This is a genomic window from Sinomonas sp. RB5, from assembly GCF_054063535.1.
Genome location: NZ_JBSSGJ010000016.1, coordinates 72,871 through 88,302, shown reverse-complemented (window position 1 = coordinate 88,302; position 15,432 = coordinate 72,871). Strand labels below are relative to the sequence as shown.

Genomic DNA, 15,432 nt, shown 5'->3' with positions numbered 1-15,432 from the left:
TGCGGCAGGTCCGACACTTCTCGCGCAGGCACGCCGGGCGCCCCGGCGGGGCAGCGCGGGCCGGCGCCCGGCGGCCGTTAGGGTGGGAGGCATGCGGGAGGAGTTCGTCGAGGCGGTCCTGGCCGTCGTCGACCTCGTGCCCCCGGGGTCGGTGCTGGCCTATGGCGATGTCGCCGAACTCCTCGGCGCCGGCGGCCCCCGGCAGGTAGGCTCCGTGATGTCGCGCTACAGCGGCGACGTCGGCTGGTGGCGGGTGCTCAAGGCCAATGGTGCCGCCCCCGAGTCCCATGAGGAGCGCGCGCTGCGGCACTACCTCGCAGAAGGGACGCCGCTGCGAGGCGACCCGCACCGCGGACCGTGGCGGGTCGACATCGCCCGGGCACGCTGGGCGCCCACGGACAGCGAGCTCGACGCGGTCGAGGAGATCGCCGAAGCGCTCCAGCGCGCTCTTCGCCGGACTTCGGGCGCCGAGGCAGAACTGTCGGACCCCGACGGTGGAATGGAACCATGACAGCGATCGCCACCCCGGCCGCGGCACCCGTTGCCCGGACCGCGCCCGCGGGAGCGGCCCCGCAGCTGACCCTCCTCGCTCCGAAGGGCCGTGCGGATGCAGTGCCCTTCTCGCCCTCGCCCGACCAGGAGGCCGTGCTCGCCCTGCGCCCGGGAAGCGGTCCGGTGCTCGTGTGGGGTGCTCCCGGTACCGGCAAGAGCCGGGTCCTCGTGGAGGCGGCCGCGGCCCGGGTGGAGCGCGACGGCCTCGATCCGGCGGGAGTCCTGCTCCTCGCCCCGGCACGCGCAGCCTCTGCGCGGCTGAGGGACGCGTTCACTGCGCGCCTCGACCGCAGCCTGAGCGCCCCTCCGGCGCGCACCTGGCAGTCCTACGCCTTCGACCTCATCCGGCGGGCGCGGGCCGAGGGGCGGATCGACTGGCTCACCCGCCCCCCGCGCCTGCTGTCCGGGGCGGAGCAGGACCTCATCGTCAAGGAGCTGCTGGAAGGGCACCGCGCCTCAGGCCGCGGACCCGCGTGGCCGCAGGGGTTCGAGGCGGCCCTGTCCACCCGGGGATTCCGGCACGAGGTCCGGGAGCTGTTCGACCGGGTCACCGAGTACGGCACGACGGCGGACGAGCTCGCTGATCTCGGCGCCCGCGCAGGGCGCCCCGAGTGGGTCGCGGCCGCCCAGCTGTACACCGAGTACCGGGACGTCCTCGAGCTGCGCATGCCTGAGGCCTTCGATCCCGCAGGGATCATCACGGCGGCCCGCATGATCCTGCTCGAGGATCCCGAGCTGCTCGCACAGGAGAGGGCCCGCCTCGGCCTGATCTGCGTCGACGACGTCCAGGAGTCCAGCCCGTCGGTCCTGGAACTCCTCGCCGTCCTGGGCCAGGGCCGCGACCTCATCGCGACGGCCGCCCCCGACGTGGTGGTGCAGGGCTTCCGCGGGGCGCGGCCCGGCCTCGTGCCCAGCCTGCGGGCCCTCCTCGGCACCGTCACGGAACTGTCGCTGGGCACCTCGCACCGGCTGCCGGAGGGGATCGCCGAGGCGTGGCGGGGGGTCGCGCAGCGGATCTCCGCCGTGCCCGGGGGCCAGGCGGCCCGCCGGCTCGTTCCGCCGCCGTCCACCAGGGAAGAGGAGGGGACGGCGCGGCCCGCCGCCGAGGCGCACGTCCTGCACTCCGCACTCCACGAACTGCGCTACCTCGCCCACCGAATCCAGGAGGCGCGCCTGCTCGGCGCGGTGGAGTACGGGCAGATGGCGGTCATCGTCAGGTCCGGCGGCCGGCTCGAGCAGATCCAGCGCTTCCTCTCCGGCCAGGGGATCCCCGTCAAGGTCCCCGTGGCCGAGACCGCGGTGCGCGATGAGGCGGCCGTGCGGCCGCTGCTGACGGCGTTCCGCGTCGCCCTGCGGCCCGAGGAGCTGACCGCGGAGACGGCGGTCGAGCTGCTGACCTCCCGCATCGGAGGTGCAACCGCGCTGGAGCTGCGGCGCCTGCGGCAGTCCCTCCGGCAGATCGAGCTCGCGGCCGGCGGGGGACGCGCGAGCGACGCACTCCTCGTCGAGGCACTCGAGGTCCCGGGCGCCCTCGACCCGCTCGGCGTCGAGGCCAGCGCCGCGCGCCGGATCGCCCGCATGATCGCCAAGGGGCGGGCGGCCGCCGAGGAGCCCGGGGCCACCGCCGAGACCGTCCTGTGGGCGCTCTGGGACGCGGCGGCCCTCTCGAAGCGGTGGTACGCCCTGGCTGTCTCGGGCGGCACTCTGGGTCTGCGCGCGGACCGCGACCTCGACGCCCTCATGGCCCTCTTCCACACCGCCGAACGGTACGTCGACAGGCTCCCCGGGGCGTCTCCCGCGCAGTTCCTGGACTACCTCACGGAACAGGAACTGCCCATGGACACCCTCGCGCCGCGCGCCCAGGCGGAGGATGCGGTCGAGCTCCTCACCCCCGCCAGCGCCGCCGGCCGCGAATGGCGGCTGGTCTTCGTCGCCGGGCTCCAGGACGGCGTCTGGCCGAACACGCGGCTGCGCGGCGAGCTCCTCGGCAGCACCCTCTTCGCGGACTGCCTCGACCTCGGCGTGGTCTCGGCCCTGCTCGTGCCGACCCGATCGCGGCTCCAGGACATCCGCTACGACGAGCTGCGCTCCTTCTCCGCCGCGATCTCGCGCGCGACCGAGCGGCTCGTGTGCACCGCGGCATCCACCGAGGACGAGGTCCCCTCCCCGTTCCTGGACTACGTCGCTCCGCTGCCGGTGGGCGTCACCGTGCGGCCGTACAGCGAGGTGCCCCGCACCCTCGGGCTCAGGCCGCTCGTCGCGGAGCTCCGGCAGTCTGTCGAGGCCGACGACGCCGACGCGCCCTACGCCGCAGCGCTGCTCGCCGCACTGGCCGCCGCCGATGCCCCCGGCGCCCATCCCGGCCAGTGGTACGGGCTCGCTCCCTTGAGCAGCACCGGCCCGGTGGTACCCGAGGACGGCACCGTCTACGTCTCCCCGTCCAAGGTAGAGACCGCCACCAAGAACCCCTTGGACTGGTTCGTCTCCGCGGCCGGCGGCGAGGCGGCCACCGACTTCGCCCGGAGCCTCGGGACCCTCGTGCACGCGATCGCGCAGGACCTCCCCGAGGGGACCTCGGCCGACTACCTCGCGGAGCTGAAGCGGCGCTGGGCGAGCCTCGGCCTCGCAGACACCTGGGAGGGCGAGCTCGACTTCGAACGCGCGCAGGCGATGGTCCGCAAGCTCGCCGAGTACGTCCGCGTGAACGGGCGGGAGCTCCTCGGCGTCGAGGTCGACTTCGAGGCCTCCCTCGGGTCCGTCGGCACGGCCGAGATCGCTGCCCGCACGGTCCTCCGTGGACAGGTGGACCGGCTCGAGCTCGACGAGGACGGCCGGCTGGTGGTCGTCGACCTCAAGACCGGGCGCCGCAAGCCGAAGGCAGCGGACCTCGAACAGCATGCCCAGCTGGCCGCATACCAGGTCGCCGTGGTTGCGGGCGCCTTCGGCGAGGACGCGGCCCTGAACCGGGGTCCTGTCCCCGGCGGTGCCGAACTCGTCCAGCTGGGGGACGGGACGGTCAAGCTCACCGTCCAGCAGCAGGCGGCCCTCGAGGATGCCGCCTGGGCCGTCCAGCTGGTCGAGCGGGCCGCAGAGGTCATGGCCGGGGACCACTTCGAGGCCCGGCACGAACCAGGCGGGGGTTTCACCGGGGGCTGCCGGCTCCCCGACATCTGCCCGCTCTGCGCCCGGGGACGGCAGGTGACCGAGTGAGCGAGGCAGCACTCCCGCAGACCGCCGCCGAGCTGCCCGAGCCGCGCTTCAGCCCCGAGGAGCTCGCCGACCTGCTGGGCCAGCACCGTCCCACGGCCCAGCAGTCGGAGATCATCTCCTCGCCCCTCGCCCCGCGCCTGGTCGTGGCCGGGGCGGGATCCGGCAAGACCGCGACCATGGCGTCCCGCGTGGTCTGGCTCGTCGCCAACGGCTGGGTCCGGCCGGACGAAGTCCTCGGCGTGACCTTCACCCGCAAGGCGGCAGGGGAGCTCTCGGCCCGGATCCGCGCCCAGCTCGCCCGCCTCGCGAGGCTCGCCCAGCGCGGCGCCGAGGGCATCGCGGCGGCAGCGGGCGACCAGCAGGCGATCGACCCGACGGTGTCCACCTACCACTCGTTCGCCAACACCGTCGTGCAGGACCACGGGCTCCGGCTCGGGATCGAGCGCGACGCGGTGCTGCTCGGGCCCGCCCAGTCCTTCCAGCTCGCCGCCCGCGTGGTCGAGGCCTACGACGGGGGCACCTGGGACGGCTTCCCCGCCAAGAGCAGCCTGATCGCCGCGGTGCTCCAGCTGGCCAGCGAGTGCGCCGAGCACCTGCGCGAGCCCGGAGACGTCGCCGCATGGCTCGACGAGGAGTCAGCGCGGCTGCAAGCGCTTCCCACGGGCGGTCGGGGAGGAAGGCAGCCGGCCGGTGCCGCAGCGCTCGTGACGACCCTGCGCACGCGCGCCCTCGTCGCGGGCCTCGTGGAGCGCTACGCCGCGGCGAAGCGCGAGCGCGGCGTCCTGGACTACGGCGACCTCGTGGCCCTCGCCGCGCGCATCGCGGCAACGGTGCCGGAGGCCGGCACGCTCCTGCGCAGCCAGTACCGCACCGTCCTCCTCGACGAATTCCAGGACACCTCCCACGCCCAGCTGGTGCTGTTCTCCTCCCTCTTCGGGGACGGCCACGCCGTCACCGCCGTCGGCGACCCCAACCAGTCGATCTACGGCTTCCGCGGCGCCTCCGCCGGCCAGCTCGAGAGCTTCCCCCGGGTGTTCCCACGGCGGGAGGGCACCGGCCTCGCCCCCGCATGGACCAGCCACCTGACCACGGCATGGCGCAACTCGACTACGGTCCTCGCCACCGCCAACACCGTGGCCGGCCCGCTCGCCTCGCCCGCGGCCTACCTCACCGGCGCCCCCGGCATCGAGGTCCAGCCGCTCGAGCCCCGTCCCGGCGCGGGCCCCGGCCGTGTGCGGCTCGGCCGCTTCGTCGACGAGCTCGACGAGGCGCGGGCCGTGGCCGACGAGCTGCAGGCATTCACGCGCGACTGGGCCGTGGGCGCCGAGCAGGTGTCCGGCCCCGGTCCGACGATGGCGGTCCTGTGCCGGAAGCGCTCGCAGTTCGCGGCGCTCCGGGGCGAGTTCGAGCGCCGCGGCATGCCGTTCGAGGTGGTCGGACTGGGCGGCCTGCTCGACACTCCCGAGGTCATCGACATCGTCTCGACGCTGCGGGTCATCGCGGACCCTGGCCGATCCGACGCGCTCATGCGGCTCCTGGCCGGGGCGCGCTGGCGGATCGGGCCGGCCGACCTCATGGCCCTCGCCGACTGGTCCCGCCACCTCGCAGCCCTCCGTTCCGCCGCCGCCCGGCCCGAAGAGCAGGACCTCGATGCCGCGGGCACGGTCGAGGAGGCCCTCATCGAGGGGGACCTGGCCGAGGCCTCCAGCCTCGTGGAGGCCATCGACCGGCTGCCCCGGCCAGGGTGGACGTCCGGGGCAGGCAGGCAGCTCAGCCCCGAGGCGCTCTCCCGCCTGACGCGGCTGCGCGACGAGCTGCGGATGCTGCGCACCGTCTCCGGGGACGATCTCGGCACCGTGGTCTCCCACGTCGAGCGCGCGCTCCTGCTCGACATCGAGCTCGCCGCCAGGCCAGGCGCGTCGGTCCACCAGGCGCGCCGCAACCTGGACGCCTTCGCCGAGGCGGCGGCGTCGTTCCTCGCCCAGTCGTCCGAGCCCGGCCTGCTCGCCTTCCTCGCGTGGCTCGAGGTCGCCGCGCGTGAAGAGTCCGGGCTCGACATGGCCCCCAGCGAGCCCTCGCCCGGGGCGATCCAGCTCCTCACGGTCCACGCCTCCAAGGGGCTCGAGTGGGACGCGGTCGCCGTGACGGGACTCAACCGCGGCATGTTCCCCTCGGGGGGCAACGACCGGTGGACGGTCGGGCAGTCCGCGCTGCCCTGGCCCCTGCGCGGAGACCGGGCCGACCTGCCCGCGTGGGACACGGACCAGCCGGACCAGAAGGGCTGGGTCGACGCGGAGAAGCAGCTCGCAGAGGACGCCACGGAGCACGCCGAGCGCGAGGACAGGAGGCTGGCCTACGTCGCGTTCACCCGCGCCAGGTCGCTCCTCGTGGCCACCGGGTTCGCCTGGAGCAGCACCCGATCCAGGCCCATGCCCGCGTCGCCGTTCCTCGAGGAGCTGCGCGAGGACGCGGACCGCCACGGCTTCGAGGTCCTGGCCTGGGCGGAGGACGCCGACCTGCCGGAGCAGAACCCCCTGCAGGCCCTGGCCCAGCGCTCGCTCTGGCCCTATGACCCGCTCGAGGGGCCAGTCGATGCTGCCACCGGGGCCCGCCACAGCCTCTCGCCGGGCCGCCGCGGGGCCCTCGAGGCGGCGGCGCACCGCGTCCTCGAGATGATCCACGACGGCGGCGCCGGTCCGCACCTCCCGGCCCCGGGGGCCCCCCGGCAGGCCGAGTGGGCGCGCGAGGCCGAGCTGCTCCTGGCAGAACAGGCCCGCGCCCACGTGACCTCGGGCGTGCGGCTGCCGGAGCACGTCTCGGCGTCCACCCTCGTGGCGCTCGGCGAGGACCGCGAGGCGGTCGTCCGCCAGCTGCGCCGGCCCGTCCCGCGCCGGCCCGGAATGGCTGCGCGGCGGGGGACGGCCTTCCATGCCTGGGTCGAGGAGCACTTCGGCACCAGCGCCATGCTGGACCTCGAGGGCTTCGACAGCTCTGACGAGTACGTGGACGAGGCCTACGAGCTCGGCACCCTCGTGGAGGCCTTCAAGCGCACCGAATGGGCGAACCGGAGTCCGGCCCACGTCGAGGTGCCGATCGAGACCAAGGTGGGGCCCGTCGTCGTGCGCGGACGCATCGACGCCGTGTTCCGCGACGCCGACGGCCGGTGGGACCTCGTGGACTGGAAGACCGGAAGGGCCCCGAAGGGCGCCGAGGCGAGGGCACGGTCCGTGCAGCTGGCCGTGTACCGCTTGGCCTGGTCGCGCCTCACGGACACCCCCGTGGAGGAGATCAGGGCCGCCTTCTGCTACCTCGCCGACGGCACGGTCGTCCGCCCCGAAGCGCTCGCCACAGAGGCAGAGCTCGAAGCGATCGTGGCCTCGGCGCTGCAGTGACCCCCCAGCACCGCCTGGGGCGCCGGGTGGGCGGGCGCGGGGTGGGCGGGGGCGGCCTCAGTCCTCGCGGCGCCCGTCGGTGATGAGCGGGAGCGCATCGGTCGCCGGTGCAGGGTCCGCCGTGCGCGGAATCTCGGCCGCCGGCCGGCCGTTCTCCGGCGCAGGGGCCTCGGTGCCCTCGCCGCTTCCGTCGTCCGCCGCTGCGGCGCGGGCGGACTCGGCCTCCGCAGCCTCGCTGGCCTCGATGTCGGCGGCAAGCTCGGCGAGCATGGCCTCGGCGTCCCGCGCGACCTCCTGGTCGCCGAGGGCGAGGGCCTTCACGAGGTACTGCGCGAGGGCAAACTCCGCCGCCAGGGCCGCGCGCCGGGCGAGCTGCGGGTCCACCGGCTCCTTGCGGGCCTCGTGGTAGGCCGCGAGCACCGCGTCGATGAACTTCGGCTCGTTCGACCCGACGAGCCAGGCGATGTCGTCGGCCGGATCGCCGATCCGCAGGTCGGTCCAGCCGGTCACGGCGGTGACGCGGTCGTCGTCGATGAGGAGGTTGTCCTCGTGGAGGTCGCCATGGACCACGGTCGGGTTGAACCGCCAGAGGGTGACGTCCTCCATGGCCTGCTCCCACCGGCGCAGGAGCACCGCGGGGATCTTGCCCGTGGTGGCCGCCTGGTCGAGCTCGTTGAGGCGGCGCTGCCTGAACCCGTTGGCCGTGTAGGAGGGCAGGTCCGCGCTGTCGACGAGCTCCTGGGGCAGGCCGTGGATGGCGGCGAGCGTCCCCCCGATCTCCCGCGCGAGCCGGTCGCTGCCCGAGGCGAGCGCGTCGAGGTCCCGGACCGTCCCGGTGAGATTGGTGTAGACGCACGTGGTGAGCCCGTCCATGCGCACCGTGCCGGCCACCGCCGGCATCTGGAACGGCAGCTCGGCGCGCACGGCGGGGTCGAACGCCCGCAGCACCGTCATCTCGGTCTCGAGGCGTGCGCTGGCCTCCGTGCCCCGCGGGCAGCGGATGCGCCACGCGCGCCCGTCCGCGGTCTCCAGAAGGGCCGCATCGAAGTCGGTGGCGTCATCCGGGGACGCCGCCACGGCGGTCGGCTGCAGCCCGGGGACGGCGGCGGTAGCGATGGCGGCCAGCTCGAGCGGAGTGCGTTTCACCTTCTCCACGCTAGCCCGCTGCGCCGCCGCGGGCACGGACCCACGCCGAACCGGCGCCCCGCCGGTTGTGCGAGTGTCGGAGGGGCTCAGTACCGTAGTGGGTATGACTTCCGGCTCGTTCCCGCCTCCCCAGCCCTCGGCCACCGCCGGCACCGCGCTCTCGGCGTTCGAGGGGACGGGCCAAACTGCCGGACTGCTCGCCGACCGGCTCCTCCCCACGGCGGCGGAAGCGCTCGACCGCCGGTCCGCCGACCGCGCCGACCCCGAATTCCTCGGCCAGCTCGTGCGCCAGCCGGGCACCCTCGCGGTGCTCTACTCGCAGCGGCGGGCCGCGCACGACGGCGGGCACCTCGCCTTCCTGCCCGCCCGGTCCCTGCCGGCGGAGTGGCTCGAGGGCCTCGTCGTCTACCTCGGCCGGCTGCCGCAGGAACGGACCACCGCCCACGCCGCGCCGGGCTCCGACATCGTCCTCGTGGTCCTCGACGAGCCGGTCGAGCCCGTGTCTGCGGTCATGTCGGAGCCCGCGGGGGAGGGCGCCGGGCTGCTGCCCGAGGAGACGAACTGGGCCGGCTTCCGCGAATCGGGCCCCGGCCTGGACCTCGTGGAGGCGGGCATCCTGCTGGAGGCGACCGCCATCGCGAACTGGCACGCCTCACACCCCCGGTGCCCGCGCTGCGGCGCGCCCACACAGGTGATCCAGAGCGGCTGGGTGCGGCAGTGCCCCGAGGACGGCTCGGAGCACTTCCCCCGCACGGACCCGGCGATCATCGTGACCGTCGTCGGCCCGGGCGACCGCGTGCTCCTCGCGACCGGAGCGCGCATGCGCTCGACGATGTTCTCGACCCTCGCGGGCTTCGTCGAGCCCGGCGAGTCCCTCGAGCAGGCCGTGGCCCGCGAGGTCCTCGAGGAAGTCGGGGTCCGCGTGACCGAGTGCCAGTATCTCGGCTCGCAGCCCTGGCCCTTCCCTGCCTCCCTCATGCTCGGCTTCACAGCCCGCACCCTGGACGAGGTCGCCGAGCCGGACGGCACCGAGGTGCTCCGCGCCCGCTGGTTCACCCGGGACGAGCTGGCAGCCGCGGCCGGCTCCGGCGAGATCGACCTGCCCAGTCGGCTGTCCATCTCGCGGGCCCTCATCGAGAGGTGGTTCGGCGGCCCCATCACCGCACTGGAGGCGGCGGCCCAGTGAGCGGGGCCGAGTCCGCCCAGACCGCGGGAGGGACGCTCGAGGAGCGGCTCCTCGCCGGCCTCGACGAGGAGCAGCGCGAGGTCGCGACCACCCTGCACGGGCCGGTGTGCGTCCTGGCCGGGGCAGGCACCGGCAAGACGCGGGCGATCACCCACCGGATCGCGTACGGCGTCCACTCGGGCGTCTACTCGCCCCAGCGCCTCCTTGCGGTCACGTTCACCGCGCGGGCCGCCGCCGAGATGCGCAGCCGCCTGCGCGACCTCGGCGTGGGGGGAGTGCAGGCCCGCACGTTCCACGCCGCGGCCCTGCGGCAGCTGCAGTACTTCTGGCCGCAGGCCGTGGGGGGCTCGCTGCCGAGCCTCCTCGAGCACAAGGCCCAGGCCATCGCCGAGGGCGCACGGCGCCTGCGCCTCACCGTGGACCGGGCCGCGATCCGCGACCTCGCCTCGGAGATCGAATGGGCCAAGGTCTCGATGCTCACGCCCTCCACCTACCTCGAGGGCGCCGCGGGAAGGGGAGAGCCCGGCGGCCTCCAGCCGGCCACCGTGGCGCGGCTCTTCGAGGCCTACGAGGACGTCAAGGTGGACCGGAACCTCATCGACTTCGAGGACGTCCTGCTCATCACGGTCGGCATCCTGCAGGAGGACCCGAAGGTCGCCGCGACCGTGCGCGAGCAGTACCGCCACTTCGTCGTCGACGAGTACCAGGACGTCTCCCCGCTGCAGCAGCGCCTCCTCGAGCTGTGGCTCGGCGGCCGCGAGGAGCTGTGCGTGGTCGGCGACGCGAGCCAGACGATCTACTCGTTCACGGGCGCCACGAGCACCCACCTGCTCGAGTTCGGCAAGCGCCACCCGCAGGCGGCCATGATCCGGCTCGTGCGGGACTACCGCTCCACGCCGCAGGTGGTCCGCCTGGCCAACGACCTCCTCGCGGCCCGCCGCCCCGCGGGCCCCGCGGCCGATGCCCGCTGGGCGAAGCCGCTGAACCTCATCGCCCAGCGGCCCAGCGGGCCCGAGCCCGAATTCGCCGAGTGCGCCGACGACGAGGCGGAGGCGTCCGCCGTGGCCCGCAGGATCGCCGCCCTCGTCGCGGCGGGCACCGAGCCCAAGGACATCGCGGTGCTCTTCCGCACCAACGGCCAGTCCGAGGCGTTCGAGCAGGCCCTCGCCGCGGCCGGCATCGGCTACCAGCTGCGCGGCGGCGAGCGGTTCTTCAACCGCCGCGAGGTCCGCGACGGGCTCCTGCAGCTCCGCGGTGCCGCCCGCGCCCAGGCGGACGACGGCGTGCCGGTGGCGCAGCGGGTGCGCGATGTCCTCTCCTCGCTGGGCTACTCCGAGCAGGCGCCCGCGGGCGGGGGCGCCACGCGCGAGCGCTGGGAGTCGCTTGCCGCCCTCGTGGCCCTCGCCGACGAGCTCTCCGCCGCGCGGGGCGAGGGGTTCGGGCTGCCCGAGTTCGTGGCCGAGCTGCAGGAGCGGGCCACGGCCCAGCACGCGCCGGCCGTCCAGGGCGTGACGCTCGCGTCGCTGCACGCCGCGAAGGGCCTCGAGTGGGACGCGGTGTTCCTCGTGGGGCTGAGCGAAGGCCTCGTGCCGATCTCCTTCGCCGACACGCCCGTGACGGTGGACGAGGAGCGGCGCCTGCTGTACGTCGGGATCACCCGGGCCCGGGAGTTCCTGCACCTGTCGTGGTCCCTGTCCCGCACCCCGGGCGGGCGCGCGCACCGCCGTCCGTCGCGGTTCCTCGACGGCCTGCGGCCCGCGGGCTCGACCTCCTCGCACGCCGAGCGCAGCCCCCGCAAGCGCCGGGAGCTGAAGGGGCCCACCACGTGCCGCGTGTGCGGGACGATCCTCTCGACCGGGGCCGAGCGGAAGGTCGGCCGCTGCTCCGGGTGCCCGCCCACCTACGAGGAGGCCACGTTCGAGGCGCTGCGCGCGTGGCGCCTCGAGCAGGCGCGCGAGGCGGACGTGCCGGCCTTCGTCGTGTTCACGGACGCGACCCTGACGGCCATCGCGGAGGCGAAGCCCTCGAGCCTGGACGAGCTGTCCCAAGTGGCCGGTGTGGGGCGGGCCAAGCTCGAGCGCTACGGCGAGGCAGTCCTGGAGCTCATCCGTGGCGCGTGAGGGCCGGCGCGCCGTCCCCGGCCAGGGCGCGCTCCCGCTGGGCGGGGACGGCCCGCGCATCGAGGTGCGCCGGTCGGGCCGGCGCAGGAAGACGGTCTCCGCCTTCTGGGAGGGCAGCACTGCGGTGGTGGCGATCCCCGCCACCTTCACACGGGCCCAGGAGGCGCACTGGGTCGAGCGCATGGTCGAGCGGCTCCAGCAGGACACCGCGCGCCGCCGCGGCGCGCACTCGGACGAGGCCCTCGCCGAGCGCGCCGCCGGGCTGTCGCGGCGGTACTTCGGCGGCCGGACCGAGCCCGCGTCCATCCGCTGGGTCACGAACCAGCGCCGCCGGTGGGGCTCCTGCACGCCGAGCCAGCGGACCATCCGCCTCTCCCACGAACTGCAGGGCATGCCGGAGTGGGTGGTCGACTACGTGATCGTGCACGAGCTCGCCCATCTGCTCGTCTCGGGCCACGGCCCCCAGTTCTGGAAGCTCGTCGAGGCGTATCCGAGGCTCGCGGAGGCGAAGGCCTTCCTCGCCGGGGTGGCGTTCGCCGGTTCCCAGCGCGGGGACGCCGAGGGCAGCGGCTGGGACCTTATCGACGACGAAGAAGACGCCTAGAATCGCGCCATGAGCCAGCTTCCTGCCAGCTACGCCAAGTACCTCGAGGGCCGCAGCGCCGAGTTCATCGACACGGTCCGCCCCGTGCTGCTCCAGTCAGCCGCGGACGCCGTGTGCGGCGTCCATGTGGTCATCAACGAGCCGCACGAGCTCCAGGCCCATCTGGACGAGTCGGTCCCGTTCGGCCAGATCACCGAAGGCATCGACTGACACACGGAGCCGGCCGCGTCGCGCGGCCGGCTCCGTGAGTGTCTCTGCCGTTCCCCCTGAGGGTTGCCCCCTGCTAGGCGCGGGGCGCACCCGGGGGAGTGCCGCCGTCGTCCGTCCCGTCGCCATCCTCGGGACCGCCGCCGTCCTCGCGACCGCCGCCGTCACCGCGCTGGCCGTCCGCCTCGGAGGAGTCCGCCGGCTCGTCGAAGCCGCCGGCGAGGAGCTTCTCGAGAGCCTCGTCCACCTCCGAGCCCTGCGCCTCTGCCTGGGAGCGCCGGGCGGAGAAGCCCTGGGGGTCGTCGAGGTCCTCGGCGGTGGGGAGCAGGTCCGGGTGCTTCCAGATCGCGTCGCGCCCCGCGATCCCGCGCTCGTCGCCGAGGGACTTCCACAGCGTGGCAGCGTCGCGCAGCCGGCGCGGGCGCAGCTCGAGCCCCACGAGCGAGGCGAAGGCGTGCTCCGCCGGCCCCCCGGTGGCACGGCGACGCCGAACAGCCTCGCGGAGCGCCGCTGCCGAGGGCAGCACCCCTTCGGTCGCCGTGGCGGTGAGCTCGTCGACCCACCCCTCGACGAGGGCGAGCGCCGTCTCGAGCTTGGCCAGGGCGGCATCCTGCTGCGGAGTGCGCTGCGGCATGAACACGCCGCCCTGGAGTGCCTCCTGGATCGACTCCGGGTTGCCCGGATCGATCCCGTGGGCGAGCTCCTCAATCTTGGACACGTCGATGTGGATGCCGCGCGCGTAGTCCTCGATCGCGCCGAGCAGATGGGCGCGCAGCCACGGCACGTGCATGAACAGGCGCGCGTGGGCTGCCTCGCGGACCGCCAGGTAGAGGCGGACGTCGCCTTCCGGCAGGCCCAGTCCCTCGCCGAACTTCGCGACGTTCGCCGGCAGCAGCGCCATCTCGAGGTCGACCAGCGGGACGCCGATGTCGGAGGAGCTCACGACCTCGCCCGAGAGCGCGCCGATCGCCGCGCCGAGCTGCATGCCGAAGATGGCCCCGCCCATGTTGGTGAGCATGGAGGACGCGCCGCCCAGCATGCCCTTCATCTCCTCGGGCATCTGCTCGTTCAGCGCGGTCGAGAGCGCGGTGGCGATGCTGTTGGCGACGGGCTCCGTGAGCCGGCGCCACGTCCCCATCGTGGCCTCGATCCACTCGGCCCGGGACCAGCCGCGGCCGATGATGCCCGTGCCTGGAAGGTCGGTCGCCTGGTCCAGCCAGAGCTCGGCCAGCCGCAGGGCCTCGTCCACGTCGCGGTTCTGCGCCGCGGAGACCGAGGGGTCCGAGGTCGCGGCCGCGGTCCGGCGGGCGTGGTCGTGCGCCAGCTGCCAGTTCACCGGGCCCTCGCCGCCGGGGGCCGACATCATGGCCTGGACCTGCTCGAACATCTGGCGCAGGAGGTTGGGGTCGCTCGGGAGGCCGGCCGCCTTGGCGATCTCCGTGGGGTCGAATCCCTCGGCGCCCGCACCGCCCATGAGCCTGCCGAAGAGCTCGGACAGCGGGTCCTGGGGCTCGTCGTCGTGGCCCGAAGGCTTCTCTGGTGTGGTCATCGTGCCGCCGATCAATGCTGGTGGTAGGGACATCCTCACGGTACCGCGGTGCTCGCCGACGTGTCTCCGGCGGGCGGCTCCCTTTCGCTGACGGCACACCGCCCTGCACGGCGCACACGTCCGCGGCATCGTAGGCTGGGGCGTGCCGCCGCGGAGGTCCGCGGCGGCCGCGTCCGCCGGTCCCGGCGGTGCGAGGCGGTGCGAGCACCTGGAAGGCGGCGCGAGACGTGGTCAATCCCCCCGCAGTTCCCGAGAAGGACGGCGGGCAGCCGGACGGCGGGCGGCCGGAGGAGGGCCGGGCCGAGGACGGCGCGGCCGCACCCCGCGCGGCCCGCTCCCCGAAGGCGGCGGGCAGCGGCCGCACCTTCGCCGCGGTGACCTCGGGCCTCGCGGCGCTCGTGCTGGGCGCCACGGTGGTCTCCGTCCCGGTTCCCTACGTGGTGGAGTCGCCCGGACCGGCGTACAACACCCTCGGCCAGACGGGCGGCAAGGACGTCATCTCGATCAGCGGGCATCCCTCGTACCCGGCCAGCGGCTCCCTCGACCTCACGACGGTGTACGTCAACGGGGGGCCCAACAGCGACGTCGGCCTGATCGACCTTGCGCGCTCGTGGTTCGACCATTCGCAGGGCATCCTGCCCCAGCGGGTCGTCTACCCGCCCGGGACCACGCGCCAGCAGGTCTCGGACGAGAACGCCTCGCTCATGCAGGACTCGGAGCAGACGTCGGTCGCCGCCGCGCTCGGCGCCCTGGGCATCCAGTACGACCAGCAGCTCAACGTCGCCTCGATCGCCGACGGGTCGCCGTCCTCCGGGAAGCTGAAGGTGGGCGACAAGCTGGTCAGCGTCGGCGGCCAGAAGGCCACCTCCCTCGCCGTGGTGCAGCAGACCCTCGCCGCGGGGAAGGGCGCCCCGGTCGAGGTGGTGGTCGACCGCGGGGGAGCGCCGGCGACGGCCACGGTGACGCCCGCCCAGAACCAGGGCAGGTGGATCCTGGGTGTGGGCATCCGCTACACCTACAGCTTCCCGTTCGACGTCCAGATCGAGCTGGACCGGGTCGGCGGCCCGAGCGCAGGCATGATGTTCGCGCTCGGGATCATCGACAAGCTCACCCCGGGAGACCTCACCGGAGGCAAGAACATCGCCGGGACCGGGACCATCGACCCCGACGGGTCGGTCGGCGCGATCGGCGGGATCGACCAGAAGCTGGTCGGCGCCCGCGCTGCCGGTGCCACACTCTTCCTGGCGCCCGCGGCCAACTGCAACGAGGTGGTCGGGCACATCCCCGACGGTCTCGCGGTCGTCAAGGTCTCCACCCTCAGGGAGGCGCGCTCCGCGGTGGAGGCCTACGCGCAGGGCAGGGCCCCTGCGTCCCTGCCGCAGTGCACCGCCGGCTGACGGAGCCTGCGGGGCCGAGCCGAGGCCGAATCGTTATCGCGCACCCGCGCGGCACGGGGAACTGTGGTC

Annotated in this window: 10 protein-coding genes; 8 read left to right on the top strand and 2 right to left on the bottom strand. The window is 74.4% G+C overall.

What is annotated here, in order from left to right; all coding sequences use genetic code 11:
- Positions 1 to 91: 91 nt before the first annotated feature.
- From ACVWWH_RS16580 to ACVWWH_RS16570, 3 genes are read left to right on the top strand one after another with little or no spacing between them, the layout of a single operon-like run.
- A complete protein-coding gene (locus tag ACVWWH_RS16580) occupies positions 92 to 511 on the top strand; it encodes an MGMT family protein (RefSeq protein ID WP_066498865.1) in 420 nt (139 codons plus the stop codon).
- Positions 508 to 3,762: an ATP-dependent helicase gene (locus tag ACVWWH_RS16575; protein ID WP_457317305.1), complete on the top strand. Its 3,255-nt coding sequence runs from the start codon at positions 508 to 510 to the stop codon at positions 3,760 to 3,762. The genes ACVWWH_RS16580 and ACVWWH_RS16575 overlap by 4 nt, the downstream gene beginning before the upstream one ends.
- On the top strand, positions 3,759 to 7,154 hold the full coding sequence (locus tag ACVWWH_RS16570) for an ATP-dependent helicase (protein WP_457317304.1): 3,396 nt from the start codon (positions 3,759 to 3,761) through the stop codon (positions 7,152 to 7,154). The genes ACVWWH_RS16575 and ACVWWH_RS16570 overlap by 4 nt, the downstream gene beginning before the upstream one ends.
- Before the next feature lie 57 nt (positions 7,155 to 7,211).
- On the opposite strand, the gene ACVWWH_RS16565 is transcribed toward ACVWWH_RS16570, so the two are convergent.
- A complete protein-coding gene (locus tag ACVWWH_RS16565; protein WP_457317303.1) occupies positions 7,212 to 8,300 on the bottom strand; it encodes a phosphotransferase in 1,089 nt (362 codons plus the stop codon).
- Positions 8,301 to 8,403: 103 nt separating this feature from the next.
- On the opposite strand from ACVWWH_RS16565, the gene nudC reads away from it, so the two are divergent.
- The 4 genes from nudC to ACVWWH_RS16545 are packed head-to-tail and all read left to right on the top strand — an operon-like array spanning position 8,404 to position 12,420.
- Positions 8,404 to 9,486, top strand: coding sequence for an NAD(+) diphosphatase (gene nudC / locus ACVWWH_RS16560; protein WP_084249515.1), 1,083 nt, complete (start codon positions 8,404 to 8,406; stop codon positions 9,484 to 9,486).
- Complete coding sequence (locus ACVWWH_RS16555; protein ID WP_457317302.1) at positions 9,483 to 11,606, top strand: ATP-dependent DNA helicase UvrD2; 2,124 nt, start codon at positions 9,483 to 9,485, stop codon at positions 11,604 to 11,606. The genes nudC and ACVWWH_RS16555 overlap by 4 nt, the downstream gene beginning before the upstream one ends.
- Complete coding sequence (locus tag ACVWWH_RS16550) at positions 11,596 to 12,210, top strand: M48 metallopeptidase family protein (RefSeq protein ID WP_457317301.1); 615 nt, start codon at positions 11,596 to 11,598, stop codon at positions 12,208 to 12,210. Before ACVWWH_RS16555 ends, ACVWWH_RS16550 begins: the two co-directional genes overlap by 11 nt.
- Before the next feature lie 9 nt (positions 12,211 to 12,219).
- Positions 12,220 to 12,420: a hypothetical protein gene (locus tag ACVWWH_RS16545; RefSeq protein WP_066498852.1), complete on the top strand. Its 201-nt coding sequence runs from the start codon at positions 12,220 to 12,222 to the stop codon at positions 12,418 to 12,420.
- A 73-nt stretch (positions 12,421 to 12,493) separates the two neighbouring features.
- Here ACVWWH_RS16545 and ACVWWH_RS16540 read toward each other — a convergent pair whose 3' ends face one another.
- Positions 12,494 to 13,966, bottom strand: a complete 1,473-nt coding sequence (locus ACVWWH_RS16540) for a zinc-dependent metalloprotease (protein WP_457317300.1) — start codon at positions 13,964 to 13,966, stop codon at positions 12,494 to 12,496.
- 227 nt (positions 13,967 to 14,193) lie between these two features.
- On the opposite strand from ACVWWH_RS16540, the gene ACVWWH_RS16535 reads away from it, so the two are divergent.
- Positions 14,194 to 15,363 (top strand): YlbL family protein, encoded by a 1,170-nt coding sequence (locus ACVWWH_RS16535; RefSeq protein WP_457317299.1) that lies wholly within the window; start codon positions 14,194 to 14,196, stop codon positions 15,361 to 15,363.
- The last annotated feature ends 69 nt before the right edge of the window (positions 15,364 to 15,432 follow it).

Excerpts from the sequence above, each read along its gene's own strand:
- ACVWWH_RS16580 (WP_066498865.1), top strand. The coding sequence starts at position 92 with ATGCGGGAGGAGTTCGTCGAGGCGGTCCTGGCCGTCGTCGACCTCGTG.
- ACVWWH_RS16575 (WP_457317305.1), top strand. The coding sequence starts at position 508 with ATGACAGCGATCGCCACCCCGGCCGCGGCACCCGTTGCCCGGACCGCG.
- nudC (WP_084249515.1), top strand. The coding sequence starts at position 8,404 with ATGACTTCCGGCTCGTTCCCGCCTCCCCAGCCCTCGGCCACCGCCGGC.
- ACVWWH_RS16545 (WP_066498852.1), top strand. The coding sequence starts at position 12,220 with ATGAGCCAGCTTCCTGCCAGCTACGCCAAGTACCTCGAGGGCCGCAGC.
- ACVWWH_RS16540 (WP_457317300.1), bottom strand. The coding sequence starts at position 13,966 with ATGACCACACCAGAGAAGCCTTCGGGCCACGACGACGAGCCCCAGGAC.